Source organism: Pseudomonas sp. NFACC10-1 (assembly GCF_900119195.1).
Lineage (GTDB): Bacteria > Pseudomonadota > Gammaproteobacteria > Pseudomonadales > Pseudomonadaceae > Aquipseudomonas > Aquipseudomonas cerasi.
This window is the reverse complement of the sequence record NZ_FPJB01000004.1, coordinates 157,284-182,667: the sequence shown is the minus strand read 5'-3', so window position 1 is coordinate 182,667 and position 25,384 is coordinate 157,284. Positions and strand designations below refer to the sequence as shown.

The window sequence follows — 25,384 nt, the reverse complement described above, 5'->3', positions numbered from 1 at the left end:
TACAGACAGCGGTGACAGAGGCTGGATTGACGGTGGTAGTTGGCTTGGGCATTGGATTGGTGCCGCCCACAGCAGCGGCACCGCCCATTCGATTAGGAAATGCGTGATTGAAATAACGTGAGTATTTCTGAGTACTGGGCTTGATTGCCGTTTTGGACCTGTACCAGCTTCAGAGTTTCCAGCTCCGCTTTCAAAGCATTCTTGTCAAACGAATCCAATTTAGAGATGGATGTGATGATTGCCAGAAGCGCATTGATAGTTACCGCAGACACCGAGTTTGTCGCTTGCTCAAGCGCGACTATGCGCTGATCAATAGTTTGCATATTTGACCTCTTGGTCATAAACCCGCCGATACTGGCGTATTCCTGGCCCAAAGGGTCGTATGCAGCGGGCCAGGGAAGGAGTTACCCCTTTGTTTGAGTTTCGACGATCAAGCGCCATTCGACTTTCGCTTTATTGGCGTGCTGGTGCTTATTTTGAGGAGGGAATATGTCGTCCTTGTTTGAAGTGATTTCATCTCCACAGCCTTCGCATCGGTAGATTCCTGACACCGGAACTTTGCTGGCAATTTGGTATAGCGTGTCCCACACCACGCCACCCAACACAGACTTCGGCGTCTTTTTTAGATACTGCACTGTCTCTTCTACTACGTGTGCCATTTTCATTCCTTTCATGGTTTGTGAAGGCGCAACGCTACTACGACTGGATCCAATCCCGTTACTGGCTTTTTGGCCATGCTGTATGGGCGGACAGGCCCTAATTAAATATTTCAAACCCTGACCCCGCCGAGCGCGGGGTTTCTCGTAGGTAACCACCATGATTTACAGCTCGGACATCCAGAAGCTGGAGCCCGGCAACCAGATTCGTCTGTACGAACTGGATGCGACGAGGCTGGGAGCCACGCTCTGGCGCTTCCACGGGCATGAGCATGAGGGCGACATCATCTGGCAGGGCCAGTTGTATTCGCCTATTCAGATCGAGGTCACCGGCTTAGATATCCGTGGTGATGGCCGCCCAGCCACACCCAAGCTCAGGCTGGCCAACGAGCTGTCGGGCATTCCGCGAGCTGTTTCTGCTCTCTGCCTGCAGTTCAAGGATCTGGCCGGGGCGAGCTTTAAGGTGATCGAAACCTTCAAGCACTTCCTGGATGCCGCGAACTTCGACGGCGGCAATCCGGATGCTGCTGATCAGAGCCGCACCAGCCTGTGGAGAATCGAGCAGAAGACCGAAGAGAACTTTTCGGCGGTCGGCTTCGAGCTTTCCAGCCCCATCGACATGGAAGGCCAGCAACTGCCGTCCCAGCAGATCACCAAGTTGTGCCGCTGGGCGATGCGCGGTCAATACCGGCAGGAGGCTTGCGCCTACACAGGCACCGCGTATTTCGACAAGAAGAACGAACCCACCGACAACCCTGCGCTTGACCGCTGCGGGGGCTGGTGGAGCAGCTGCAAGTTGCGCGGCAATACCCGCCGGTTCGGCGGCTCAATGGGCGCAAGCCTGATCGCCAAGGGATAACCATGCGAATCAATCAAAAGCTTCAGGACGCCATGCGGGCGCACGCCGAGCAGTCACACCCGGCCGAGGCCTGCGGGCTGCTGATCAAGACCGAGGCCGGTCGTGAGTACGTACCGTGCGGCAACGTGGCCACCAACCCGCTGCAGCACTTCCTGATCGACAAGCACGACGCGGCGGCGGCAGAAGACAGGGGCGAGGTGCTGGCCATCGTGCACAGCCACCCCGACCGAGCCGCAACGCCGAGCATGACCGATCTGGTCAGCTGTGAGCTGCATGAATTGCCCTGGGCGATTGTGGGCTGGCCTGGCGGTGATATTCAGTGGTTCAAGCCGAGCGGCTTCCAAGCCCCTTTGCTGGGCCGGGACTTCTCGCATGGCCTGCTCGATTGCTGGTCGGCCTGCCGCGACTGGTACGCGCGCGAGGCCTCACTGCCGCTGCCGAACTTCGAACGCAAGGAACTGTGGTGGGAAGATCCGGACAGCCCCAGCCATTACGAAGAGAACTACGAGGCCTGCGGCTTCGTCCGGGTCGAACAGCCCCAGCGCGGCGACCTGCTGGTGTTTCAGATCCCGACCGTGGGCAGGCCTTGTCACTTCCCGAACCACGCCGCGATCTACCTCGGGGCCGATGCCAGCCTGCACAGCGAGGACGCGCCGGCACTGGGCGGGTCTGGTCCGTTCATCTATCACCACATGCCCGGTCGCCTGGCTGCCCGTGAGGTCTACGGCTGGTCGATGGCCAACCGCGTGAAACTGATCCTGCGCCACAAGGAATACACCCCATGACCATGCGCACCATCGTGCTCTACGGCGTTCTGCGCAAGCAGTTCGGCCGGGAGTACCGCATCGATGTACACAGCGTGCGCGATGCCGTGAATGCCCTTTGCGCGATGAAGCCTGGCTTCGAGAAGTTTCTGCGGACCGGCGAAGAGCGTGGCTTGGTGTTCAGCGTCTTCTGCGGCAAGCGCAACGCCGTCGAGGCCGAGTTCGATATGCAGGGCAGCGACAACACCGATATCCGCATCGTGCCGCTGATCCAAGGCAGCAAGCAGGCTGGCCTGTTCCAGGTGGTGCTGGGCGTCGCGCTGGTTGTGGGCGGCCTTGTCTCCGGTGGTACGAGTACAGCGCTCGGCCTGGGCCTGCTCGGCGCAGGTGCTGCGACGGGGCTTGGCGGCGTGGTGCAGATGCTTTCGCCGACGACCACCGCCAGCGTCGGCAGCAACAATGACGCCGGAAACAACCCCAGCTATGGCTTTGGGGGCGCGGTGACCACCGTTGCCCAGGGCAACCCTTATCCCGTGCTCTACGGCGAACGAGAGATCGGCGGTGCCGTCGAATCGGGCGGCATCTACACCCAAGACCAACTTTAAATATCGCAAAACACCCAACCCGCTCCGGCGGGTTTTTTATTGCCTGGAGATCCGCATGGGCGCAGCACGCAAACTCGTCGTTCAAGGTTCCAAAGGGGGCGAGTCGACCCAGAAGCAGCCGACGATTGCAGCGAACAGCACGGCTTCGATCGCTACCGCCCGGATCGTCTATCTGTGGAGCTGGGGCCCCATCGTAGGCCCGGTCGACGGCCTGCGCTCCGTGAAGCTCGACGGAACCCCGTTGGTGGCCGAAGACGGCACTGTCAACTTCCCGGGCGTGAAGTGGCAGTTCCGCAATGGCGAGCTGAACCAGCAGCGTCTTGAGGGCATTGCCGAGTCCAGTAACGAAGTTGACGTAAACCAGCAGCTGCTCAGCACCACGCCCTACCTGCGCACCGTGAATAACCCGGTTCTGGATGCGCTGCGCATCCGGCTCAGCTGGCCACAACTCCAGTCGCAGGACCAGAGCGGCAACATCAACGGCGTGCGAATCGATTACGCGATCGACCTGGCCACTGATGGCGGGCCATTCGTTCAGATGCTGGCGGACTTCGTAGACCGCAAGAACGTCACCAAGTACGAACGCAGTCACCGCATCAACCTGCCTGCGGGCAGCCGTTGGACTATGCGCGTTCGCCGGATCACACCCGAAGCCAACAGCTCGCTGATTCAGGACAGCATGTTCATCGAGGCGGTGGCCGAGGTCGTAGACAGCGATCAGGAATTTCCGCTCACCGCCGTGGGCTGCGTGGAATACGACGCCCAGCAGTTCGGCGGCGATATCGCCAAGATTGCGGTGCTGATGCGCGGGCGCATCGTGCGTGTGCCGACCAACTATGACCCGGAGACACGGACCTATGCCACGTCTGGCGCGGGTACCAGCAACGGGATATGGGACGGTACGTTCAAAGAGGCTTACACGAACAACCCCGCATGGGTGTGCTACGACATTGCGCTCAACCCGTATTACGGCCTCGGGCACCGGATCGATGCCACGATGGTGGATCGCTGGAACTTGTACCGCATTGCGCAGTATTGCGACCAGATGGTGCCAAACGGCATGGGCGGCACGCACCCCCGGATGACTTGCAATATCTACCTGCAAAAGCAGGCGGATGCCTACGCGGTGCTGCAGGACCTGTCGGCCATCTTCCACGGTATGAGCACCTGGGATGGCAGTCAGATCACGTTCAACGCCGACATGCCAGGCGACCCGGTCTACACCTACAACCCGTCGCAGATCCTGAACAATGGTGAAATCCAGTATTCGGGCACCCGGGCGCGCGACCGCCACAACTTGGCAATGGTGACGTGGGACAACCCGGACCAGAGTTTTACGACGGACAAAGAGCCTGTCTTTGATGATGTGGCGATGGCTGAATCTGGATCGCTCAACGAACTTTCGGTAGACGCCTACGGATGCACTTCACTCGGGCAGGCGCAGCGCGCTGGCCAGTACGCGCTGATCACCGAACAGACGCAGACCAGGCCCGCGACCTTCCGCGTCGGCCTGGACGGCGGCATTCCGAAGACAGGGCAGATCATTGCCGTGGCTGACCCCATGCTGGCCGGTCGTGCGAACGGCGGGCGGATCAGCGCGGTGGCGGGGCGCGTCATCACCGTTGACCGCGACATCGATCTGTCGACCGGTGCCAAGCTGCGGGTTAACCTGCCCAGCGGCAAGACCGAGGCGCGGGTTATCACCTCGCTCACAGGCCGGCGGGTAACTGTGGCTGCCAGCTTCAGTGAACTGCCAGAAGCCGAATGTGGCTGGATACTTGAATACGAGGACCTGAAAACCATGCAGTTTCTGGTGCGCAACATCACGCGCCCAGAATGGCACCAGTACCAGCTCGAGTGCATCCAGCACGAACCGAGCAAGTTTGACGCTATCGACTTCGGCGCCGTCGTGGATATCCGGCCAATCAGCGGCATTCCAGTGGGCGTGCAGGCTGCGCCCGCTGGCGTGTTTGTCACACAGCACGTCGTGGTCGAGCAGGGTATTGCAGTCGTCAATATGACGATCAGCTGGGAAGCTGCGCCAGGCGCGGTTGCATATGACGTGGAATGGCGCTGGGGCTCGCGTGAGTGGGTCAAGGTGCCGCGCACGGGCGAACAATCGGTTGAGGTAGCCGGCATATACTCCGGCCAGTACATGGCCAGGGTACGCGCGGTCAGTGCGCTGAACGTTTCGTCGTTGCCTACCACGTCGCAATTGACCAATCTGGAAGGAAAGGTGGGGCTGCCTCCTGCAGTCACCAGCCTGACCGCCGAAAGCTTGCTGTTTGGGATCGGACTCAAGTGGTCTTTCCCGCCAGGCGCAGAAGACGCCCAGCGCACTGAAATCTGGTACGCGCTGGCGAACGATCTGAAAGCAGCCACGAAGCTGGCCGACCTGGCTTACCCGCAGGCTGAGTACGTCATGCAGGGGCTGCGCGCCGGGCAGACGTTCTTTTTCTGGGCGCGCCTGGTTGATCGCACCGGCAACATCGGTCCGTGGTTTCCACTGGTCGATGGCGTCATGGGGTCCGCCAGCGCCGATGCGACTGCAATTCTTGAGCAGATCGCCGGTGAAATCACTGAAAGCGCGTTCGGCAAAGATCTGCTTTCCAAGCTGGAAAAAATCGAGGGTAACGGACCTGGCTCGGTTAACGAGCGCCTAACGATCATCAGAACAGCGCTGAACGAGCAGATTGCTGACGTTGACGGTGCGCTGGCGGATGTCCGGGCAGAGCTGCAACAGCAGATCGAAAACATAGCCGACCTTGCCGATTCCATGCCTTACAAACCGGGAGATACTTACTCGGTCGGGCAGGGCGCGCTGGGCTCGGACGGCATCATTTACCAGGCCACGCAGAACGTACCGGTCAACACTCCGCCGCCGAACTCCACGTACTGGCTGAACGTTGGGCAGGCGGTGGCCACAGCTGTGGGTCTGGCTTCGCGGGTGCAGACCGTAGAAACAAAGGTCACGTCCATTGAGGGTGTCAATACCGCGCAGTCGCAACAGCTAACAGGCTTGCAGACCTCTCTGGACGACAAGGCCTCCGCCAGCAGCGTGCAGACCATCGGCAACCGGGTTACCGATGCAGAAGGGAAGCTCACTAGCCAGGGCTCGGCCATTACCGGCATCAACAATGAGTTGGCCGGCAAAGCCAGTAGCGCTACGGTACAGGCGCTGGGCAATACCGTCACTCAGCAGGGCCAGGCCATCACTGCCCAAGGCCAGGCCATAACGAGCGTGACCGCAAGCCTCGCCACGGTCGGCGGGGCCAACCTGATGTACAACCCATCGTTCGAGAAGAAAGGCACCGGGGGTGCCAGCTTGATCGCCGACGGCTGGAACATTGGTGGGCCTGCGACTCTGACCAGCACTAGCTATGTGCAATCCACCCTTGATCCAAAGGGCGTTGCGCAGCGAGCAGACGTAACCAATCTTTCTGCATCTCGATTTTTGGACGTGGTGCCGACTGATGAAAAAAGGCCTTCGGCGGGCGCAGGCCAGCCGTTCGCGTTTTCGGCTTATCTGCGCGCAACGCCAGGGCTCGCGATGCAAATCTACCTGCAGCCACTTAATGCGGCGGGCGCGGTGATCACGACGGCCAATGCCCCTTCACTGATAGCAACCGGTGACTGGCAGCGGCACAGCCTGATTATTCCAGCTCTCCCCGCCAACACGGTGGTGGTGCACTGCATCATCCGACTGCTGAGCGTCAACTCGACTACCACAGGGTTTATTGAGGTGGATCGGGTCCAGGCGCAAATGTCGTCGGTAGTCAGCGGGTGGCAGGACAGCCCGGATGTGTTGCGTGTCGATCTAGCTGGGCAAGCCGCGGCAACCTCGGCGCTGACTGGCCGGGTTAGCCAGACCGAAACCGGCCTGACCAGCGTGAGCGGACAGGTGACGAACCTGAGCAACAGTATCGGCACTGCAGGAAGCCAGAACCTCTTTTTCAACCCTGCCTTTGCCAAGGAAAGTGCATCTGCTGGCGTGGCCGAGGGCTGGCTGATTGATGTTGGCCCAGGGGGTGGGACGCATGCCGCCTCGTTGGTGGCCTCATGGCTGGTCGGGTCCGAGAAGTCCCAAAGGCTGGATGTCACCGGCTTGAACCTCTCTACCAGCTATCGCAGCATCAGGGTTTCGGGCTCGAACTACTGGCCTAAGGTCACTGCAGGTAACTCTGTTGTCGCGTCTTGCTACGTGCGTGCAACAGCAGGGCTGGTTTTCAAAATCTTCCTTCAGGGCGTCAATGCAGCAGGCACAGATGCGGTAACCGTATCTGGCCCCTTGATTGTGGCTACGGGCGGGACCCAGCGAATCGTCTACGACTATCCAAATCTCCCGGCTGGTACCGCATCAGTGCAGGCCTACTTCCGGCTGTATGGTTCGGACACTGTTGGAGCTGGGTTTGTTGAGTACACCAGAGCACAGCTTGAGGTGGGTACGATCGTTACCGGGTGGAGAGATAACACCGGCGTTCTCGCATCGGATCAGTCAGCCACGTCCGTGGCGGTTTCCGGGCTGAATTCAACGGTTAGTCAGCAGGGCGCTGCGATAAGCAGCGTGAGCGGGCGCACGACCAGCCTAGAAAATACCATCAACAGCACCACCAACGGGCTTGCGACTAAAGCCTCTGCTTCAGCCTTGAGTTCGACTCAATCAACTGTAAGCCAGCAAGGGCAAACGATTACCGCCCAGTCAACTCAAATTCAAGGACTGAACGCGAGCTTGGGTGACACAAACGCGAATGTCAGTAGCGTCAATCAGGCGCTTGCGAACGTGAACAGCGTTCTAGCGTCCAGAATTGATGGGCTCAACTCAACTGTGGGCAATGTAAACGCTGCCCTTCAGAGTGAGTCGAGCACCAGGGCGAATGAGACTGGCGCTCTTTCTAGACGCGTTGACGATGTACAGGCGACGGCGGGCAACGCCAATTCTTACGCGCAGCAGGCGATCAACACTGCTGCATCCGTAGATGGGAAAGTGTCAGGTTCCTACACCGTCAAGCTGGGAGTTACGGCAAACGGAATTCAGTACGCATCAGGCTTTGGGCTGGGGCTCGACAACTCTTCAGGGACTACTCAGTCAAGATTTGTAGTGAGCGCTGACTCGTTTGCGATTTTGAACGCTAACCCGAATAACGGGACAGTGTTCTCGCCTTTCGCTGTTACTGGCGGGCAGGTTTTCATTAACGAAGCGTTTATCAAAAACGGATCGATTGATAATGCCAAGATCGGAGATCAGATATTTTCCAGTAACTATCAGCCTCAACGGGCGGGCTGGCTTCTTAAGAAGGATGGAGTTTTCGAGATTAACAGCACGATACCGGGAGCGGGCAGGGTGCTCATTAACGGGAATGGAGTTTACATATACGACGAAAATAACGTTTTGCGCGTTCAGTTAGGGAACCTTGGATAATGGCATTCGGACTCAGAACCTATGGTGCTGACGGTGCACTGCAAATCAATGAAAACTCTTTCACTATGCGCGTCGTGTTCACCACTGTAGTGGATAATTCAGGCTGGACAGCGGACGGCGCGTTTAGCGGTTCAGGCTACAAACAGTGGGCGGCGGATGGAAAAGCCGGTAACGCCACCGCTTGCCTTATACCAATTGGTTCATTCAATGAAAACACCACTCAGTATGAGGCAGAGATGCTTGATGGAGTGGTGCGAGTCTATAACTACAACCGGGGGTTTCCTGCAGGCAAGGTGCTGGCAAACGCTTCAAGCATGCGCCTTCTTGTCGTGAGGTTTTCATGAGCTTCGGTCTTCGGTTCATGAACAACAGCAACGTCGTGACGCTGGATAGCGAGTTCGCAAGGCTGGCTATTGCTGCGTCCGGCACATACTCACCTAACGCCGAGAGCGGACTCACAGCCATCGTCACATTCCCGGCAGCCATCACTACACAAGAACCACCGTTGATTTTTGCCCGGCCAAATACTTCGGCATCTGGCCGGGCCGTAATCTCGTCAGTGATCATCTATGGCTCGCCGGGTAACTGGACAGGCTTTCAGATTCGAACTCGAAGCACTGAGTTTTTACAGCCCAATGGTCGCTGGTTTGCGGGGGTGTTCAAGTCAACGCCTGTTGCCAAATTCGGGATGAGACTTTTCAATGCTCAGGGAGGACTTATATTTGATACAGGCATTCCATGCGCTCAGTTTACAAGATCGTTTCAGAGCTGGAGTTATGAGTTCAATCAGCAGCTTACAATTGGTTCTACGAACTTCTACTCTGTACCTTTCGACTTTCCAGAAAATGAATATATCATGATCAACAGTTTCTCCATGAACATGGTGGCTGCAAACATGCCGGGTAGAACGCTGGGCTGTATGTGGGATTTCTCTGCACGCAAGCTTTATGCATTGACAACTGGCTCCAGCAACCCTTTTGCCTTTTATCTTCCGGCGCTGTTCGCCAAGATGCAGGCCTAACTTTTTACAACCACAATCCAATGCGGAGATTCACCATGCCTTTCATCGCAGTCAACAGCAGCAACGGTTTTGACATGGCCAACAACACCCGGTACGCCACCGAGGCCGAGGCTGACAGCCGTGCGCGCGAAATCCTGAACCAGTTTCCTACCGCCCAGGTGTTCACCGCTCAGCTGCTCAAGGACTACAGCGCCAAAGTCACCGTGACTGCCAAGGAACCTGCCGAGCCTGTCAGTGATTCGCCGGCCGATACCGTTTCGCCGTAATCGAGTCGCAGTACCCAGGCCCGCCACGAGCGGGTTTTTTTTCGTCTGGAGAAAACCGATGCCAATCACAGCGCAGCAGCTGCTGCAGATCCTCCCGAACGCCGGTCAGAGAACCGGCGTTTTTGCACCTGTCCTGAATACCGCTATGAGCAAGTACCAGATCGTTACCCCGCTGCGCATCGCTGCGTTCATCGCCCAGGTCGGCCATGAGTCCGGTCAGCTGCGTTACGTCCGCGAGTTGGGCGGCAGCGGCTACCTGTCGAAGTACGACATCGGCAAGCTTGCTGAGCGCCTTGGCAACACGCCCGAGGCGGACGGCGACGGCCAATTTTACCGTGGCCGTGGGCTGATTCAGGTGACTGGGCGTGCCAACTACGAGGCTTGCGGTGAGGCACTGGGCCTGGACTTGGTCAACCATCCCGAATTGCTCGAGCTGCCGCAGCACGCTGCGATGTCGGCGGCGTGGTTCTGGCACCGGGCCGCGCTCAACACGCTGGCCGACAAGGGCGATTTCCTGACTATCACCAAGCGCATCAACGGCGGCACGAACGGCCTGGCTGATCGGCAGGCGCTTTATGCGCGGGCGCTTGAGGTGCTGGCGTGAAGGCCCTGCCGTGGAAGGCAGTCGGCCTGCTGCTGATCCTGCTGGCGCTGGCTGTTGCGTTGTACGGGGCATACCGGCACGGCGTGACCGTCACCGATCTGGCCTGGAAGGCGAAGTGGGCCGAGGAAGTCAGCGCCCAATCCGAAGCGGTGGCCACCACGGCCACCGATTACCGAACCGAAGAGCAACGCCGCCAGAAAGCGGCCAACCAGGTGGCAAACGATGCAAGGCAAAACCAGACCGCTGCGCTTACTGATGGCTCTGTCGATGATGCTTCTGGTGAGCTCATGCGCATCGAGGCCGGGAAGATGGCAGCAAGCGCAAGTTGCGTGCCCAGCGATACCGGAGCTTCCGAGCGAGGCAAGGCAGCCACACGCGCCGCCATGGTGCTCTCCGACTTGCTCGGCAGGGCTGACGCGCGAGCGAGAGAGCTGGCTAAGGCTTATGACCAGTCCCGAATAGCCGGGCTGGCGTGTAACCGCTTTGTCGAAGAGCTATCCAACACCACCAATTTAGCCAGGCCGTAGGCCGCCGGGGAAGCACTGTGCAGACAGCAACGAAGCAAGAAACCTACGACCGCACGATGAAAGTGACGTTGGCAGTGAAGGCGAACGGCGGGTCGGTGACGGTCCAGATCCAGGCCGGTGATAACTGGATCACCACCGACACATTCTGGAAAGACGGTGGCTATCAGCTGAGCATTCCGCCCGCGACCATCCGCTACGTGCCCGCTGCTGGCGCTTCATTTGAGGTCTACGCATGAGCCTTCTGGTCAACCCAATCCCACGTCGCCAACCGATCCGGCGCGGCCTAGGTCTGCTCGGCGATAGCTTCTCGGGCAACTGCCACACCATCGCGGCGACGGCGTTTGGCACCGAGGCCTATGGCTATGCGGGCTGGATCGCGGCGCGTACCGGCCTGTTCCCGAGCTACGTAGACAACCAAGGCAAGCTCGGCGACCACACCGGGCAGTTTCTGGCCAGGCTGCCGGCCTGCATTGCGTCGTCCACTGCCGACCTTTGGCTGCTGCTGTCGCGCACCAACGACAGCACCACGGCAGGTATGAGCCTGGCCGACACGAAAGCCAACGTGATGAAGATCGTCACCGCGTTCATGAACACGCCCGGCAAGTACCTGATCGTCGGCACCGGCACGCCGCGCTTCGGCAACAGGGTGCTGACCGGGCAGGCGCTGTCCGATGCGATCGCTTACAAAGACTGGGTGTTGAACTACGTCAGCCAGTTCGTGCTGGTGGTGAACATCTGGGACGGCTTCACCGAGGCCATGACAGTGGAAGGCCTGCACCCGAATCTCTTGGGTGCCGAGTTCATCAGTTCGCGGGTGGTGCCGATCATCACCGCCAACTTCGAATTTCCCGGAATTCCGCTGCCCACGGACGCTGGCGACGTTTACTCGGCCATCCGCCCGTTCGGTTGCCTCAATGCCAACCCGCTGCTGGCGGGCACTGGCGGCGCGCTACCGGCGGGCGTGAACGCTGTGGCCGGGTCAGTGCTGGCGGACGGCTACAAAGCCGTCGGGTCTGGCCTGACCGGGATCACGACGCGGTGGTACAAGGAACCCTCCGCCTATGGTGAGGCGCAGTGCATCGAGCTGCGTGGCAACATGGCGGCGGCGGGCGGCTACATCTACATGCAACCCACGGCCAACGTGGTAGAGACCAACCTGGCGGCCGGCGACGTTATCGAAATGGTGTCGGCGGCGGAAATCATGGGGTCGTCGCGCGGCATCCTGGCCTGGGAGGCTGAGTTGACCATCACCAAGACGGTCAACGGCGCGTCGTCCACGTTCTACTATCGGTCAATGGACAAGTACCAAGAGCCGTTCACCATGCCGGCCAGCTTTTCCGGGGCGTTGGAAACACAGCGCGGCACGATTGACATGAGCGAAACCGTGATCACCTCACGCATGGGCCTGTACCTGGCTGCAGGCGTACCGCAGGACTCAACGGTCAAGGCCGCGCAGTTTGGGATACGCAAGGTGTGAAGGGTGGCATCTACTCTGCCTGATACGCACTACCGTTATCAAAACGTATTTCAGCTCGTGCTGTCGTGCCATCGTTGAATAGGATCAAGGCTTTATCTTGCGTCCCGCCATATGGTGCAAATACGCTATCAGCATCTGCAGGTCAGCATCCGGCAATACCGCTTCCGAAAACGCGGGCATCTTCGCCTGAGGCCACTGACGCAAATCCTGAGGGTTTCGAATGTAGAGCTTGAGTAAATCCATTCCCAAATATTCGGTCGGGTTGTAGGGAATGTTTAGATCCGGCCCAAACTGCGCATCGCCCGCCCCGTTCAATCGATGACAAGCCAAACAGTTTTTCTGAAATAGCGCGAACCCTTTATTGACCGGGTCATCAGTCTTGAGCACAGGGTCTGGTAACAGAGCGGGGAAACGCTCGGCAACCGAAGTCATGCTCTTAATGCTGGCCACTTGAAACGGCCATTGCTCCGGGCTGATATTTCCAACCTGAGGATCTGTCCATACTAGGTAGAAAGGCCCTGCACTAGGTTTGCCAGCGGCCAGCGGTGGCCATGGATGGGCAGGATCTTCAATCGCCAACCAAGCCCGTGCGCCTTTGTCGTTGAGTAATGGCGCCGCGGCCAGCTCTGCGGCAAACCCGTCCAGAGCGACTGCCTGCAGGTGGTCACTGGGCTTGATGCCTGTCAGTAGCGCACTCAAGGGCACGGCGTAATAAGTCATGTCCTTCTTGTAGGCCACATCACTTTTAACTGTAATGACTTGCAGTTGAGGATGGGTTAGTAAATCTTCTGTTTGCCAAGTGCGACTGATCTGCCCCAACTGCATGTCCAGTTGAGCCGCGGAAAGCTGCCCGCTCAGCAACAGAGCACCGAATAGAATAAGGGCTTTCAAAGGATCTCTCCCTTACCATCAACTGCGGTAAGTCTGGCACAGCCAAACGGACGTGAATAGCTGGCTGACTCAGGATGGCTATTTTTTATGAGTTCAATAGACATCCGCTGTCGGCTTCCTGAACCGTAATCGCCTGTCTGAGGAGGCGATTTACTATTTTTTCGGCGCGCTTCGCTGGCTGTTGAGCGACTGTGGCAGTTTATTCGCGCACTGCGGGTCTTCGGTAAAGCCTCGTCCATCGCAGTGTGTGCAATCGTCACGCACTGCGAATCCATCCAAGCAGTGAAGGCATCTGATAAATATCGAGTAGCTATGACGCTCCCATAGCGAAACGTAAGCCTTGAAGTCGCCTTGGTCGAGAGCTATCGCTGAGGCGTCGACGAGCGCTCGATATTGATCCTCATCGCTCAGGCGTTGATAGCTCACGCCGTTGATCTGCCTGGATTGCTCAACCAGCGTCAGCGTCTGGCCGGTTTCGGTGTAGATGTAGCGACCCTCAAGCACGCCGTACTTTTTGTAATCCCTCATGATGAGGTCGTTTTTCTCGTCGAGAAAAGCGAAGTGGGCGGCATTGTAGGGTGACTGGTCGGCCTCATGAAGCACGTATCGGGAGTTCAGCAGGCTGCCGACTACGACGCCGCCCTTGTTGTAGGCCAGATAGTCCGACGCCTGATGCCGCCATTCGTGGTTGCCTTCCTCGGTGAAGTGGCAGAAGGCAGCGCTGGCCAGTTCGAAGAGCTCAAAGCGCTCCAATGGATCGACCAGCCCGCCAGCCTGCATGTCTTCGGCCATGCGCGCCAGAAACCGGTATGTGATTGCAGGGTTCGTCCATTGCCTCCTGTCGTTGAGCCTTTTGTGCCATTCGGCCAAGGCGTCTGAGCTATTGCTCTCGTTCATGGGGGGGATTCTCAAATGCTGTATGTGCATACAGTAGTTGAGTGATTTGGATTTGGGGAGTGGTGTTCGTCGGCAGGACGCCGGGAAGGGGGAAAATCAGTTCCGAAATAAAAAGTAGAGTCCGCATTCCACGGGGCCTCCAGAGGACTTTTTTTGCTTCTATTTCGGAACCAAATATCGCCACAGGCCGCAGCCTGATTGTGTTTCATGGCCGGATTGCAAATCCGCCTACGCCGGTTCGATTCCGACCTCGGCCTCCACTATTCAAAGCCCCGCAGATTAACGTCTGCGGGGTTTTTTATTGGGCGCAGATTTGTATTTTTCCATCTGATCAGGACAACTCCGGGACACTGAAATCATTCATAGGCACCGCGCTCAGCCAGCAAACAAAAGGGCTGGCTCATACACGATTGGAAAGTGGCGTGAGTTGCTTGAGTGGTCTATTAATTTCATGTGTGTCTTAACGAGGGCTCAGCCTTGGTCGGTAGAATTTCTGATTCCGAACTTCATGAAATGCGGATTCGCAAGTTGCAGAACGACATCGCCGACTCAGAGCGCCTCGGGATGCCGGTGAAATTCATGCACCTGTCCGCGTTGACATCCACCAGTCGGGAGCATCATATCGAACGACATGGCGCGTTGTTCACGGGGCAGCAGATGCTCGATTGGTGGGCAGAAGGGGATAATCGGGTGCGCTGCCGATGCGCATGCACCCCGATACTTCTGGACAGGCAGGGAAGGCCAATGACGCCTGACCTGATAGCCAATGCCAAAATGGAGTTGAAGAACTTCAAGGATTCCTGAGCTTTCGTTTGATGCTTTTTGCGCAATTGAGGCGTTTCTGCAGATCCGATTCCCACCTGTGCTCCCACCATTCAAAACGCCGCAGATTAACGTCTGCGGGTTTTTTATCGGGCGCGATGAAAGTGATGGATTCCGAAAGCCGAGCTCAGCCGCTATTTAAAGCGGCTTGCGTTGATATAACCGTATTGGTTTTGCTGATAAATCGTGTAAGGCAGGAGCAATGTATCGACGATGCCTGATAAGCCCATGTCCAGTAAAACCCACTCGGGCGCATTGGTCTTCTGATAAGCGCTACTCTGTTTGGGCTCGGCGTTCAGTTCACAGAAATCGAGCATGACCCGCTGTAAACGCGCGGAATGGAGGAGCAATTTGATTTCCAGTCAGTGAGCTTTTCACCTGCGACGGAATCGGGTCTGAACGTAGTGTTGATCGTTCCGCACCCCGTCAAGGCAAGTGCCAGCAGTAGCATGCCATGGGTTTTCAGATGAAACCTGCCTGACGGTTTTTGCTTTACGAACCCCGGCTTCATAATAACGCTCCTTGTATTTTCGATGCGTTTAGGACGGAAACTCAGTCGCGCGAGGCACATACTCTGCACTGCCGCGTGACCGGTGCGCAGTTCTTCCATACAGATGCCCTGAAGACATACAGCACGATTATTGCTTGGCAAGGCTATCCAGCCTGTCAGGCTCAATCGAGGTAAGTCCCATGAGCAAACCCCTTGTCCGCTGGCCGATCATTCCGCGCAGAACGGCGGTCATCGTTGTAGACATGCAAAAGGTCTTTTGTGAGCCCACCGGGGCGTTGTACGTAAAAAGTACTGCGGGCATCGTCCAGCCCATTCAGATGCTGCTGCAAACCGCACGGGCTGCGCAGGTGACGGTGGTTTATCTTCGCCATATCGTGCGCGGCGATGGTTCTGATACCGGACGCATGCGTGATCTTTATCCGAATGTGGACCAGATACTGGCACGGCATGATCCGGACGTTGAGGTCATCGAAGCGCTAGCGCCTCGGTCGGGTGATGTGATTGTCGACAAGCTGTTTTACAGCGGCTTTCATAACACGGACCTGGACACCGTGCTGCGTGCGCGGGATGTCGACACCATCATCGTCTGCGGTACGGTCACCAATGTGTGTTGTGAAACCACGATCAGGGACGGGGTGCATCGAGAATACAAAGTCATCGCCCTGAGCGACGCCAACGCTGCAATGGACTACCCGGATGTCGGGTTCGGCGCTGTTTCAGCCGAAGAGGTACAGCGAATATCGCTGACGACGATTGCCTATGAGTTTGGCGAAGTGACAACGACTGCCGACGTCATCCAGCGCATTGAAAACGCCTGAAAACAGCGGGTCGAATGTGCGCAATTCTGGCCCGTTTTTCAGACCTGTGCATTCAAACCATGCGTTCTGTTTCAGACCGTTTGATCCGGTTTTAACGGTCGAACCAGCTAACTGCTTGTATGAGCGATGAATTCTTCCAGTGGCATGCTTTCTGCTCTTGCCTCGCTGACCTTCACCCTTGTTGGTGAGCCTTTCCAGCAGCGTGTCAGCGAGAGGAAACAGCCGTATGACTCTGCAATATGTGCCCATTATCAACCTGGCCCCCTATTTCTCAGAAGACCCGGACGGTAAGGCTGCCGTAGCCAAGGCAGTCAATCAGGCGTGCAGGGACATCGGGTTTCTGGTCATTACCGAGCATCAGATTCCCGGAGAGCTTATCGACAGGGTCTCGCGTTTGACCCGCCAATTCTTTGATTTGCCGCTGTCGGAAAAGCGCAAGGTAGATCGGCCCAGCCCGGAGATGGTGCGGGGTTACAGTGCGGTGGCCGAGGAGAGCCTTTCCTATTCTCTGGAGGAAAGTGCGCCGGGGGATCTCAAGGAGTCTTTCTCAATCGGGCCGAGCGATGTGCCGGATGAAGATTATTATCACAATGCCCAAGCCGGCTCGCACTTCGCACCGAATGTCTGGCCTGCGCAAAACCTGCTGCCCGGATTCAAGGAGGCTTATCAGGCCTATTTCGATGCCATGAGCGAATTGGCCCAATCGCTGATGCGCCTGTTTGCCTTGGCATTGGAGCTGGATGAATGTTTTTTCGATGACAAGATCGACCGGCATATCAGCATGTTCCGCAGCCTGAGTTATCCGGACATCAAGACCGAAGTCGAGGCTGGTCAATTACGTGCGAGTGCGCATACCGACTACGGCAGCCTGACCATCGTGCGCCCCGATAACGCGCTGGGCGGCTTGCAAGTACGTAATCGTCAAGGCGAGTGGGTCGATGTGCCGTATGTCGAGAATGGTTTTGTGGTCAACATTGGCGACCTGATGATGCAGTGGACCAACGACCAGTGGATTTCCACGCTGCATCGAGTGGTCAACCCGCCGATGACCAGCGAGCAGGACAACCGTCGACAGTCTTTGGTGTTCTTCCATCAACCCAACTACGACACGTTAATTCAATGCCTGCCAGGCTGCCTGCCGTCTGGCGCCACGCCTCGGCATGCGCCGGTGACATCAGGCGATCATTTGCTGTCCAAGTTCGTCAAGCAGACCACTTTTGGCGGTAGCAAGGTGGCCTGATATGAACTCACTGTCTTACGTCAACGTGTTCGCGCAGGACATCGTCCGCCTGAGCACGTTCTACTCGAACCTGTTCGGCTTTCGCGAAATCGAGGCCATCAGGTCACCCATCTTTCGCGGGCTGGACACCGGCAAGTCCTGCATTGGTTTCAACGCACTGGATGCGTACGAGCTGCTTGGCCTGGAAGCATTTGCAGGCAGCACGGGGTGCAGGTTTTTGCTGAACATCGACGTGTCCGACCAAGCCGAGGTGGACCGACTGGTGCCGCTGGCAGTGGCGCAGGGCGCGAAACTGATCAAGGAACCGTACCTGACCTATTACAACTGGTATCAGGCCGTGCTGCTGGACCCTGAGCAGAACGTCTTTCGCATAAACGTGATGCTCTGAAACGCTGCTGCCGAGTATGGAGTGGCGAGCGGGCCGGCTTGGTTAGCTTCCCGCACCCTTGGTTCAGGGTTTTACGGAAAAATCTACTCGCTGAACTGCTAGCTATTCCGTTCATGAAAGCAGGTCTTCAATTGTGCAACAGGCAAAGGATGCCTGATTCAATAATTGAGGATATGGACATGAGTACATCTGATAGCGCACAACCCAGACACGGCATGGTAACCAGTCCCGAATCCCGTGGTTCTTATGCCATATCCAAAGGGCTGTTGCTGGAGTGGGAGGTGGTCGCTATGGAAGGAGGCAAAAACTTTCCAGACGAGACATTTGGTCTTGCGCACGACTTCCCTGGCGTCGATGAGCCTATTAATCTCGATCCGCCTGCGTCAGCGCCGCCGCTTGCCAACCCGCCACCAGACGGACTCATACTGAGCGGGGGGCAAGATGATCGGCGTAAATGCTTGAACCTGACGGATGTCGGGATCATTGAGGAAATAACGCAAAAAGGTCATGGTACGGCTGAAAAGTGGCCTCGGTTGAGCGTTGCGGGTGGAGACGAGTTTGAAGTTAGATGGGCGTACCATGCCGTACATGTCACACGCGGCTACCGGTGGTTTATTACCAAAGACGGCTGGGATGAAAGCAAACCCATTAGCCGGGAGGCCTTCCAGGGAAAGAACTACGTCAGTGATAACCACTTCAAAGCGGACGGTCAAGACGGGTTGATGTGGAGCGATATCTCGCCGTTGAGTCCTTTTGATAAACACCGGGATGAGCTTCAGCCCGCAGAGATTACAAAAGCAACATTACCCAGCGATAAACACGGACATCATGTCATTCTTCTTGCTTGGATCGTCGCCGAAACCGATAAAGCATTTTATCAGGCGTTTGATGTTGATTTTGGTGAGTAAGGCTCATTCGGCCAGCAGTGTAAGCTCTGCGCCTTGATGACTCCTGGATCCGCTCTGTTTAAGATGTGGCCGCGTTCGGAGAGTGAGGCGACGGATGTGAAGGGTAGGGTGCAAGCGTCCAGCGACGTATTACCCCCGCTTATACTACAAGGCCTGCGCAGAGAAGAAATTGATGATCAGAAGGCCCGGCCTCAGCGCCGGGCTTTTTTTGCATCATGAAAAGGCTTAAAACAACCCACGTTTTTTTATGTGGAGTTTCAAGTGTGGGTCGACTTTTAGAACGATTGCTTGCCCTTGCTTTGTTTATGCCGCTGATGTTCGCAGGTGCATGGCTGGGATTCGAGATTCCTGGAATAGATCACGACACACGGACAATATTTTTCCTCGGCTGGATGATCGCGATGGCATTTGTTGTCGATCGAATCTGCACAAGTGTATTTAGGGAAAAGTAGACATTAGAGCCGGGATCTACATGACCGTGCCTGGTATCTGCTATTGCCTCGAAATCTCGCTGAATGGAACCATGGTGGCGATGAACTTTTTTGGTGTACTTGACGTACGTGGAGTGACCCCTAATCGCGGTGAGGGCGTGCAGTGCTTGAGTGCTTCAGATTTGGAGAGTGGTGTTCGTCGGCAGAGCGCCGGAAAAGGAGTTTTTTGGAGTTGCGGACCACGACTATTTTTCCGCACCAAAACAAAAAGGGCCTACCCGGCAAAATGCCCAGTAAGCCCTTCATATATGTGGTGCCCCGAGCCGGGGTCGAACCGGCACGTCCAAAGGACGAGGGATTTTAAGTCCCTTGCGTCTACCAATTTCGCCATCGGGGCGGTAGCGCCAAGAGCAGGGAATATATACACCCGGCCCCCATGAAGCAAGCTTCAAAGCGTCTCGAAGGGTGCAAGACGCTGCTTTTTTGTCTGTCAGAAATGCTTGGCAAATCATGAGGCTACGAAATTTTATTGCAGCAAAGGCTGATGCCGTGGTCGGGCGGCTCAGGCTTTGCTGTCTTTCACCACCGCATCGTTAACCACGGCCTCGACCTTGTCAGCCAGTATTCGCAGGTAGCTTGCCAGGGCGACTTCTTCCAGGCGCAGGCCTTTGCGTTGTCGGGAGCGGGGGAGTTTGGCCAGGTTGCCGAGCAGGAAGCCCTCCAGAACCGCAGGGTGGATGTAGCATTTTCGGCAGATGGCGGGGGTATTGCCCAGTTGTTTCGAGACTGCCTTGACCATGTCGACGATGTGCCGTTTGGCGTCGGCTTCTGGCTCCCAGTGCAGTTTTTGCAGCGTTGCCAGCGCCAGCGCGCTGGCCGCCCAGGTTCGGTAGTCCTTGGCCGTGAAGTCCGAGCCGGTGAGGCTTTGCAGGTAGGCATTGATATCGGATGAGGTCACTGCGTGGCGCACGCCGTCTTCGTCCAGGTACTGGAAGAGGTTTTGTCCGGGCAGCTCCATGCAGCGCTTGATCACGTTGGCCAGACGTCGATCCTTGACGCTGACCTTGTGCTCGACGCCGCTCTTGCCGCGGAATTCGAAGAGGATCTGACCGCCTTTGACCTCGACGTGTTTATTGCGCAGGGTGGTCAGGCCGTACGAACGGTTTTCCTTGGCGTACTGGCTGTTGCCGATGCGGATCAGAGTGGCGTCCAGCAATGAAATGACCGTCGCCATGACTTTTTCCCGGCCCATGCCCGGCTGGGCGAGCTGTGCTTCGATCTGCTTGCGCACTTTGGGCAGCGCATGGCCGAACTCGATCAGCCGCGAGTATTTGTCCTGATCACGTATTTCGCGCCAGCGCGGGTGGTAGCGATACTGTTTGCGCCCGCGGGCGTCGCGGCCAGTGGCTTGCAGGTGACCCAACGGGTCGGCACAGATCCACACGTCGGTGTAGGCGGGCGGCACTGCCAGAGCGTTGATGCGCTTGATCTCCGACTCGTCCTTGATGCGCTGACCGTTAGTGTCGAAGTACGCGAATTTGCCGCGCAGTACCTTGCGTGTAAGGCCCGGTTGAGTGTCGTCTACGTAATGCAGTTCACTGGCGGGCTGGCTGATGGCAGTCGAGTCAGGCATGGCTAAGTTCCAAAGGCAGTTAAAAACACTGACCTCGGCCTTTTACGGTGGTGCCGTCTATTTGCTGCGTGGCAGTTTTTTTCGAAAGGTCAGGCCAGCACCGCGACCGCCTTGATCTGCGCCCAGAGCGACTGGCCTCTGTGCAGGTTCAGTTGGTCGCTGGAATAGCGAGTGATGCGCGCGAGCAGCGGCGTGCCGCCCGCGTCCAGCTTGACCAGGACGTGCGCCGAATTGTCGGCCAGCGCTTCCTCGATCACCGTGACCGGCAAGCGGTTGAGGATGCTGCTCTGGTAATCGGGTTGCAGGTTGAGGCTGACGTCCCGGGCCTGGACCTTGATGCGCAGCAGGGTGCCGACCTGCATCTGCACGTGGGCGACGCGCATGCTCAGTTTGCTGTCGGGCAGCGTCACGGTGAGCAACTGGTAATGGTGATCATAGGCGCTGACCGTGCCTTCGATGACCACCCCCGCATCACTGCCCATCGCCAGAGGCAGGTCCAGCCGCGCCAGGGTTTCGTGGATCGGACCGCTGGCCAGCACGTTGCCTGCGTCGAGCAGTACCAAGTGGTCCGCCAGGCGTGCGACTTCATCCTGAGCGTGGCTGACGTACAGCATGGGGATGTCCAGCTCCCGGTGCAGGCGCTCCAGGTACGGCAGAATTTCACTTTTGCGCCGGGTGTCCAGCGCCGCCAGCGGCTCATCGAGCAGCATCAGCCGCGGGCTGGTCAGCAGCGCGCGTGCGATGCCTACGCGCTGGCGCTCGCCACCGGACAGCTTGTCCGGGCTGCGTTCTAGCAGGTGATCGATGCCGAGCAATTCGCTGGCCTGCAGCAGTTGAATGCGGCGCTGCTGGCGCGGGATACGTTTCATCCCGAACTCCAGATTGTCCCGTACCGACAGATGCGGGAACAGGCTGGCTTCCTGAAACACGTAGCCGATCGCCCGCTTGTGCGGAGCCAGGAAAATACCTTTTTCAGTGTCCTGCCAGACTTCATCGTGAACGCGGATGAAGCCCTGATCGGCTTTTTCCAGGCCGGCGATGCAGCGCAGGCAAGTCGTCTTGCCCGAGCCGGAAGGCCCGAACAGCGCGGTAATGCCCGAACCCGGCAGTCTCAGGTCGGTACGGACGGTGAAATCCGGGTAGGCCATTTGCAGGCGGACTTCTATCGGCGACGCCATGACTCAGCTCCATGCCGTTTTGGATTTGCCGCTGGAATACAACGCCAGCAGCACCAGAAAGGAAAAGACCAGCATCGCGCCGGCCAGCCAGTGCGCTTGCAGGTACTCCATGGATTCGACGTGATCGAAGATTTGCACTGACACCACACGGGTTTTCTCGGGAATGTTGCCGCCGATCATCAGCACCACACCGAACTCGCCGACCGTGTGCGCGAACCCGAGGATCGCCGCGGTGATAAACCCCGGCTTTGCCAGTGGCAGAATCACGTGGAAAAAAGTGTCCCAAGGGCCGGCCCGCAAGGTGGATGCGACCTCCAGAGGGCGGGTGCCGATCGCTGCAAACGCGTTCTGCAGCGGCTGCACGACGAAAGGCATCGAGTACAGAACCGAGCCAATCACCAGCCCGGCAAAGCTGAAAGTCAGGGTGCCCATCCCCAAGCTTTGGGTAAGCTGACCCACCGCACCGTTAGGCCCGAGCAGCAGCAACAGGTAAAAACCGATAACGGTTGGCGGCAGCACCAGGGGCAGGGCGACCACTGCGCCAATCGGCCCCTTCAGCCATGAATCAGTGCGCGCCAGCCACAGCGCGATGGGCGTGCCGATAATCAGCAGGATAACGGTGGTCAGCGACGCCAGTTTCAGCGTCAGCCAGATCGCCGCGATGTCGGCACTCCCCAGCGGCATTTACAGCTGGTATCCGAAGGACTTGATGATCGCGGCGGCTTTCGGGCCCTTGAGGTACTCGACCAGCGCCTTGGCAGCGGCGCTGTCCTTGCCTTTGTTAAGGATGACCGCGTCCTGCTTGATCGGGTCATGCAGGTCATCCGGTACGATCCAGGCCGAGCCGCTGGTCAACTTGCCATCCTTGTAGACCTGCGACAGGGCCACGAAACCCAGCTCGGCATTGCCGGTGGACACGAACTGGTAGGCCTGGGTAATGCTCTGACCTTCGACGATCTTGGCTTTGGTGGCTTCGGTCAGGCCCAGTTTGCTCAGCACCTGGGTTGCTGCCAGGCCGTAGGGAGCGGTTTTGGGGTTGGCGATGGACAAGTGTTGATACTGATTGGCCTTGAGCACCTGGCCCTTGCTGTCGACATAACCATCCTTGGCTGACCACAGCGCCAGCGTTCCTACCGCGTAGGTGAAACGCGACCCCTTGATGGTGTCGCCTTCCTGCTCGAGTTTTGCGGGTGTCGTGTCGTCAGCCGAGAGGAACACCTCGAACGGCGCGCCATTTTTGATCTGCGTATAGATCTGACCGGTAGCGCCAAACGCAGCGACCAGCTTGTGGCCGGTGTCCTTCTCGAAGTCAGTGGCTATCGCCTGGATCGGCGCGGTGAAATTGGCCGCCACGGCGACCTGCACTTCGTCGGCAGACGCATGGGCTGCAGCAGAGGCGGCCAAGGCCAGCACGGAGAACTTGAGAATGGCGCGCAGCGTGGTCGTTCGCATGAAACAGCTCCTTGATGATGAAAACGCACGCCATCGAGATAAGGGCGTTTCGCTATATAGATAAATATATAGCGTCAGCCTATTGTTCTGAAAGCACTGTTTTATTGCGGAGACAGAATTTTCAGCGCGTTTTCAGCCAGTTGCCGCGTCAGTTCGGTGGCCCCCAGCTGATGTTTGATACCGACTGCCTGGCCTGCCCAGAGGTTCACAAAGTCACTGCTGCCCAGTTTTTCCGCCTGCGCGCGCAGCGGCATCAAGGCACCGCCCGCCAACGGAAATGCCGGGGCTAGCGGGCTGATGGGGCCTGCCTCGCGCATGATCCGGTTGACGATGCCTCGCGCCGGGCGCCCGGTGAAGAGGTTGGTCAGAGCGGTCTGGCTGCCCGAGGCATCGTATAGCGCCTGGCGGTGCAGGGCGCTGACGCTGGCTTCCGGGCAGAATAGATACGCGGTTCCGACCTGTACCGCCGAAGCGCCCAGGACAAATGCTGCTGCGACCCCGCGACCGTCTGCAATGCCACCTGCCGCGATGACCGGGATACTTGTCGCGTCAGCGATTTGCGGCACCAGCGCAAAGGTGCCGACCTGTGTGTGCAGTTGATCGCTGAGAAACAGCCCCCGATGGCCGCCTGCTTCATAGCCCATGGCAATGACCGCATCGCAGCCGTGTCGCTCCAGCCAGACCGCTTCCTCGACTGTGGTGGCTGACGAGATGATCTTCGCACCGGTGGCCCGGACCCGATCCAGTAACGATGGCTGCGGAAGGCCGAAATGGAAACTCACCACTTCCGGCCTCAATCGTTCGATCAGCGTGCAACTGTCACTGTCGAAAGGCGCGCGGTTGGAGACAGGTGTTGGCGCATCGAAATCGGCACCCAGTTCCTCGTAATACGGCTTGAGCGACTGCTTCCAGCGTTCAGCACGCTCGGCATCGTCGGCCGGAGGCTGATGGCAGAAGAAATTCAGGTTCAGCGGGGCGTTGCCGGTCTGCTGTCTGAACGTCGCGACTTCCTGATCGATTTTCTCAGGGGTGAACATGGCGCAGGGCAATGCCCCCAAGCCGCCAGCCTGAGCCACAGCAATGGCCATCTGCGATCCGCTGGCGCCCGCCATGGGGGCTTGCAACAGGGGCAGTTCGATGGCGAACAGGTCAATGATGCGGCTATCTGGCCATTGGCTCATGGGATTCTCCGGCAGGCATTCGGCAAACGCTCATTGAGCGCGAGAATGGTGTGAATGGCAAACGCAACGGCGAGCGTCGACAAGCCGACAGGGCCATTCGGTTGACATAAAAAACGATCGGTCTACTATTCAGGCATGACTCAGCCAACTATCCCACTACCCACTCCCTCACTCGCCAGGCCCCGGCGTCCCGGCCGGCCGCCGAAGGTTGATCGCGATAACCTCGAGACCCGCGAGGCGCTGTTGCGCCGCGGTCTGGAAGTGCTCACCGAACAGAGCTTTTCGGCCACGGGGCTGGATTACATCCTCAAGGAAGTCGGCATTCCCAAAGGCTCCTTCTATCACTATTTCCCCAGTAAGGAAGCCTTCGGCCGGGCGGTGCTGGATGAGTACGCGCGCTATTTCGCACAGCGGCTGGACCGCTGGCTGCTGGATGAGGCGCTTTCGCCACTGGAACGACTGGTCGGCTTTGTGCAGAGCGCCAAGGGCGGTATGGCGCGACACGACTACCGACGCGGTTGCATGGTCGGCAATCTGGGCCAGGAAATCAGTCTCTTGCCGGACGGATTTCGAGAGGTACTGGAACAGACGCTGCTGGACTGGCAGTCAAAGCTGGCGGGCTGTCTGAGGTCTGCGCAATCAATGGGCGAATTGGCTGCAGACGCTGATTGCGATGAGCTGGCCGCGTTTTTCTGGATCGGCTGGGAAGGCGCAGTGCTGCGCGCCCGGCTGGTCAAAAGCGCTACACCATTGAACACGTTCATTGCCGGCTACCTTCGTGGTTTGCCGCAATGATTTCTCTTCAGGGCTATTTAAAGACGATCAGTCTAAATTGG

Annotated in this window: 27 protein-coding genes, 1 tRNA gene and 1 pseudogene; 18 read left to right on the top strand and 11 right to left on the bottom strand. The window is 57.9% G+C overall.

The features are described from left to right. Positions 1 to 92: 92 nt before the first annotated feature. Positions 93 to 323: a hypothetical protein gene (locus BT119_RS13040; RefSeq protein ID WP_005747036.1), complete on the bottom strand. Its 231-nt coding sequence runs from the start codon at positions 321 to 323 to the stop codon at positions 93 to 95. 81 nt (positions 324 to 404) lie between these two features. Beyond that, positions 405 to 659, bottom strand: coding sequence for a protein L (locus BT119_RS13035; protein WP_072365915.1), 255 nt, complete (start codon positions 657 to 659; stop codon positions 405 to 407). 157 nt (positions 660 to 816) lie between these two features. Here BT119_RS13035 and BT119_RS13030 point away from each other — a divergent pair, with 157 nt between their 5' ends. From BT119_RS13030 to BT119_RS12980, 11 genes are read left to right on the top strand one after another with little or no spacing between them, the layout of a single operon-like run. Next, entirely contained in the window at positions 817 to 1,515 is a 699-nt protein-coding gene (locus BT119_RS13030; RefSeq protein WP_072365913.1) for a phage minor tail protein L, read from the top strand. 2 nt (positions 1,516 to 1,517) lie between these two features. After that, positions 1,518 to 2,300: a C40 family peptidase gene (locus BT119_RS13025; protein WP_083553787.1), complete on the top strand. Its 783-nt coding sequence runs from the start codon at positions 1,518 to 1,520 to the stop codon at positions 2,298 to 2,300. Next, positions 2,297 to 2,884, top strand: a complete 588-nt coding sequence (locus BT119_RS13020; protein ID WP_072365911.1) for a tail assembly protein — start codon at positions 2,297 to 2,299, stop codon at positions 2,882 to 2,884. Before BT119_RS13025 ends, BT119_RS13020 begins: the two co-directional genes overlap by 4 nt. A gap of 55 nt (positions 2,885 to 2,939) precedes the next feature. Next, positions 2,940 to 8,303, top strand: a complete 5,364-nt coding sequence (locus tag BT119_RS13015; RefSeq protein ID WP_218190028.1) for a TipJ family phage tail tip protein — start codon at positions 2,940 to 2,942, stop codon at positions 8,301 to 8,303. After that, positions 8,303 to 8,647: a hypothetical protein gene (locus BT119_RS13010; RefSeq protein ID WP_072365909.1), complete on the top strand. Its 345-nt coding sequence runs from the start codon at positions 8,303 to 8,305 to the stop codon at positions 8,645 to 8,647. The genes BT119_RS13015 and BT119_RS13010 overlap by 1 nt, the downstream gene beginning before the upstream one ends. Beyond that, complete coding sequence (locus BT119_RS13005) at positions 8,644 to 9,324, top strand: hypothetical protein (RefSeq protein WP_072365907.1); 681 nt, start codon at positions 8,644 to 8,646, stop codon at positions 9,322 to 9,324. The genes BT119_RS13010 and BT119_RS13005 overlap by 4 nt, the downstream gene beginning before the upstream one ends. A gap of 35 nt (positions 9,325 to 9,359) precedes the next feature. Further along, positions 9,360 to 9,590: a hypothetical protein gene (locus BT119_RS13000; protein WP_072365905.1), complete on the top strand. Its 231-nt coding sequence runs from the start codon at positions 9,360 to 9,362 to the stop codon at positions 9,588 to 9,590. Positions 9,591 to 9,648: 58 nt separating this feature from the next. Beyond that, positions 9,649 to 10,194, top strand: coding sequence for a glycoside hydrolase family 19 protein (locus BT119_RS12995; RefSeq protein ID WP_072365903.1), 546 nt, complete (start codon positions 9,649 to 9,651; stop codon positions 10,192 to 10,194). After that, positions 10,191 to 10,721, top strand: a complete 531-nt coding sequence (locus tag BT119_RS12990; RefSeq protein WP_072365901.1) for a DUF2514 domain-containing protein — start codon at positions 10,191 to 10,193, stop codon at positions 10,719 to 10,721. Before BT119_RS12995 ends, BT119_RS12990 begins: the two co-directional genes overlap by 4 nt. Positions 10,722 to 10,777: 56 nt before the next feature. Next, on the top strand, positions 10,778 to 10,957 hold the full coding sequence (locus tag BT119_RS12985; protein ID WP_019741277.1) for a hypothetical protein: 180 nt from the start codon (positions 10,778 to 10,780) through the stop codon (positions 10,955 to 10,957). After that, positions 10,954 to 12,198 carry an SGNH/GDSL hydrolase family protein gene (locus BT119_RS12980; protein ID WP_072365899.1) on the top strand — a complete coding sequence of 415 codons (1,245 nt, stop codon included), beginning with the start codon at positions 10,954 to 10,956 and terminating at the stop codon, positions 12,196 to 12,198. The genes BT119_RS12985 and BT119_RS12980 overlap by 4 nt, the downstream gene beginning before the upstream one ends. Before the next feature lie 84 nt (positions 12,199 to 12,282). Here BT119_RS12980 and BT119_RS12975 read toward each other — a convergent pair whose 3' ends face one another. After that, positions 12,283 to 13,089 carry a c-type cytochrome gene (locus tag BT119_RS12975; RefSeq protein WP_072365897.1) on the bottom strand — a complete coding sequence of 269 codons (807 nt, stop codon included), beginning with the start codon at positions 13,087 to 13,089 and terminating at the stop codon, positions 12,283 to 12,285. 153 nt (positions 13,090 to 13,242) lie between these two features. Then, positions 13,243 to 13,881, bottom strand: coding sequence for a hypothetical protein (locus BT119_RS12970; protein WP_072365895.1), 639 nt, complete (start codon positions 13,879 to 13,881; stop codon positions 13,243 to 13,245). A gap of 618 nt (positions 13,882 to 14,499) precedes the next feature. Between BT119_RS12970 and BT119_RS12965 the strand changes: the two genes are divergently transcribed. After that, positions 14,500 to 14,790, top strand: a complete 291-nt coding sequence (locus BT119_RS12965) for a hypothetical protein (RefSeq protein ID WP_032609754.1) — start codon at positions 14,500 to 14,502, stop codon at positions 14,788 to 14,790. Between the two features lie 152 nt (positions 14,791 to 14,942). Here the strand turns inward: BT119_RS12965 and BT119_RS26315 are convergent. Continuing rightward, positions 14,943 to 15,319: pseudogene (locus BT119_RS26315) on the bottom strand (YceK/YidQ family lipoprotein). Positions 15,320 to 15,498: 179 nt separating this feature from the next. Here BT119_RS26315 and BT119_RS12955 point away from each other — a divergent pair. The 5 genes from BT119_RS12955 to BT119_RS27830 all read left to right on the top strand — a co-directional run bounded on the left by BT119_RS12955 (position 15,499) and on the right by BT119_RS27830 (position 19,125). Beyond that, complete coding sequence (locus BT119_RS12955) at positions 15,499 to 16,137, top strand: cysteine hydrolase family protein (protein WP_003370729.1); 639 nt, start codon at positions 15,499 to 15,501, stop codon at positions 16,135 to 16,137. A 226-nt stretch (positions 16,138 to 16,363) separates the two neighbouring features. Further along, positions 16,364 to 17,377: an isopenicillin N synthase family dioxygenase gene (locus tag BT119_RS12950; protein WP_044308000.1), complete on the top strand. Its 1,014-nt coding sequence runs from the start codon at positions 16,364 to 16,366 to the stop codon at positions 17,375 to 17,377. Position 17,378: 1 nt separating this feature from the next. Then, entirely contained in the window at positions 17,379 to 17,765 is a 387-nt protein-coding gene (locus tag BT119_RS12945; protein ID WP_003370733.1) for a VOC family protein, read from the top strand. Positions 17,766 to 17,914: 149 nt separating this feature from the next. Then, positions 17,915 to 18,673, top strand: a complete 759-nt coding sequence (locus BT119_RS12940) for a lytic polysaccharide monooxygenase auxiliary activity family 9 protein (protein ID WP_060707867.1) — start codon at positions 17,915 to 17,917, stop codon at positions 18,671 to 18,673. Between the two features lie 263 nt (positions 18,674 to 18,936). Further along, complete coding sequence (locus tag BT119_RS27830; RefSeq protein WP_003370737.1) at positions 18,937 to 19,125, top strand: hypothetical protein; 189 nt, start codon at positions 18,937 to 18,939, stop codon at positions 19,123 to 19,125. Positions 19,126 to 19,415: 290 nt separating this feature from the next. On the opposite strand, the gene BT119_RS12930 is transcribed toward BT119_RS27830, so the two are convergent. The 6 genes from BT119_RS12930 to BT119_RS12905 all read right to left on the bottom strand — a co-directional run bounded on the left by BT119_RS12930 (position 19,416) and on the right by BT119_RS12905 (position 24,548). Then, positions 19,416 to 19,501, bottom strand: a tRNA-Leu gene (locus BT119_RS12930). A 165-nt stretch (positions 19,502 to 19,666) separates the two neighbouring features. Next, entirely contained in the window at positions 19,667 to 20,737 is a 1,071-nt protein-coding gene (locus tag BT119_RS12925; RefSeq protein WP_058396871.1) for a DNA topoisomerase IB, read from the bottom strand. Between the two features lie 89 nt (positions 20,738 to 20,826). Further along, positions 20,827 to 21,915, bottom strand: coding sequence for a molybdenum ABC transporter ATP-binding protein (modC, locus tag BT119_RS12920; protein ID WP_058396872.1), 1,089 nt, complete (start codon positions 21,913 to 21,915; stop codon positions 20,827 to 20,829). Between the two features lie 3 nt (positions 21,916 to 21,918). Beyond that, positions 21,919 to 22,599 (bottom strand): molybdate ABC transporter permease subunit, encoded by a 681-nt coding sequence (gene modB / locus BT119_RS12915; RefSeq protein WP_003435467.1) that lies wholly within the window; start codon positions 22,597 to 22,599, stop codon positions 21,919 to 21,921. Next, a complete protein-coding gene (gene modA / locus BT119_RS12910) occupies positions 22,600 to 23,367 on the bottom strand; it encodes a molybdate ABC transporter substrate-binding protein (protein ID WP_072365894.1) in 768 nt (255 codons plus the stop codon). A 101-nt stretch (positions 23,368 to 23,468) separates the two neighbouring features. Next, complete coding sequence (locus BT119_RS12905) at positions 23,469 to 24,548, bottom strand: NAD(P)H-dependent flavin oxidoreductase (RefSeq protein WP_058396874.1); 1,080 nt, start codon at positions 24,546 to 24,548, stop codon at positions 23,469 to 23,471. 135 nt (positions 24,549 to 24,683) lie between these two features. On the opposite strand from BT119_RS12905, the gene BT119_RS12900 reads away from it, so the two are divergent. After that, positions 24,684 to 25,343 carry an acrylate utilization transcriptional regulator AcuR gene (locus tag BT119_RS12900; protein WP_044308005.1) on the top strand — a complete coding sequence of 220 codons (660 nt, stop codon included), beginning with the start codon at positions 24,684 to 24,686 and terminating at the stop codon, positions 25,341 to 25,343. The last annotated feature ends 41 nt before the right edge of the window (positions 25,344 to 25,384 follow it).

Coding starts and splice junctions, on each gene's coding strand:
- BT119_RS13040 (WP_005747036.1), bottom strand. CDS start 323: ATGCAAACTATTGATCAGCGCATAGTCGCGCTTGAGCAAGCGACAAAC.
- BT119_RS13035 (WP_072365915.1), bottom strand. CDS start 659: ATGGCACACGTAGTAGAAGAGACAGTGCAGTATCTAAAAAAGACGCCG.
- BT119_RS13030 (WP_072365913.1), top strand. CDS start 817: ATGATTTACAGCTCGGACATCCAGAAGCTGGAGCCCGGCAACCAGATT.
- BT119_RS13025 (WP_083553787.1), top strand. CDS start 1,518: ATGCGAATCAATCAAAAGCTTCAGGACGCCATGCGGGCGCACGCCGAG.
- BT119_RS13020 (WP_072365911.1), top strand. CDS start 2,297: ATGACCATGCGCACCATCGTGCTCTACGGCGTTCTGCGCAAGCAGTTC.
- BT119_RS13015 (WP_218190028.1), top strand. CDS start 2,940: ATGGGCGCAGCACGCAAACTCGTCGTTCAAGGTTCCAAAGGGGGCGAG.
- BT119_RS13010 (WP_072365909.1), top strand. CDS start 8,303: ATGGCATTCGGACTCAGAACCTATGGTGCTGACGGTGCACTGCAAATC.
- BT119_RS13005 (WP_072365907.1), top strand. CDS start 8,644: ATGAGCTTCGGTCTTCGGTTCATGAACAACAGCAACGTCGTGACGCTG.
- BT119_RS13000 (WP_072365905.1), top strand. CDS start 9,360: ATGCCTTTCATCGCAGTCAACAGCAGCAACGGTTTTGACATGGCCAAC.
- BT119_RS12995 (WP_072365903.1), top strand. CDS start 9,649: ATGCCAATCACAGCGCAGCAGCTGCTGCAGATCCTCCCGAACGCCGGT.
- BT119_RS12985 (WP_019741277.1), top strand. CDS start 10,778: ATGAAAGTGACGTTGGCAGTGAAGGCGAACGGCGGGTCGGTGACGGTC.
- BT119_RS12980 (WP_072365899.1), top strand. CDS start 10,954: ATGAGCCTTCTGGTCAACCCAATCCCACGTCGCCAACCGATCCGGCGC.
- BT119_RS12970 (WP_072365895.1), bottom strand. CDS start 13,881: ATGGCCGAAGACATGCAGGCTGGCGGGCTGGTCGATCCATTGGAGCGC.
- BT119_RS12965 (WP_032609754.1), top strand. CDS start 14,500: ATGCGGATTCGCAAGTTGCAGAACGACATCGCCGACTCAGAGCGCCTC.
- BT119_RS12955 (WP_003370729.1), top strand. CDS start 15,499: ATGAGCAAACCCCTTGTCCGCTGGCCGATCATTCCGCGCAGAACGGCG.
- BT119_RS12950 (WP_044308000.1), top strand. CDS start 16,364: ATGACTCTGCAATATGTGCCCATTATCAACCTGGCCCCCTATTTCTCA.
- BT119_RS12945 (WP_003370733.1), top strand. CDS start 17,379: ATGAACTCACTGTCTTACGTCAACGTGTTCGCGCAGGACATCGTCCGC.
- BT119_RS12940 (WP_060707867.1), top strand. CDS start 17,915: ATGCCTGATTCAATAATTGAGGATATGGACATGAGTACATCTGATAGC.
- BT119_RS12925 (WP_058396871.1), bottom strand. CDS start 20,737: ATGCCTGACTCGACTGCCATCAGCCAGCCCGCCAGTGAACTGCATTAC.
- modC (WP_058396872.1), bottom strand. CDS start 21,915: ATGGCGTCGCCGATAGAAGTCCGCCTGCAAATGGCCTACCCGGATTTC.
- modB (WP_003435467.1), bottom strand. CDS start 22,599: ATGCCGCTGGGGAGTGCCGACATCGCGGCGATCTGGCTGACGCTGAAA.
- modA (WP_072365894.1), bottom strand. CDS start 23,367: ATGCGAACGACCACGCTGCGCGCCATTCTCAAGTTCTCCGTGCTGGCC.
- BT119_RS12905 (WP_058396874.1), bottom strand. CDS start 24,548: ATGAGCCAATGGCCAGATAGCCGCATCATTGACCTGTTCGCCATCGAA.
- BT119_RS12900 (WP_044308005.1), top strand. CDS start 24,684: ATGACTCAGCCAACTATCCCACTACCCACTCCCTCACTCGCCAGGCCC.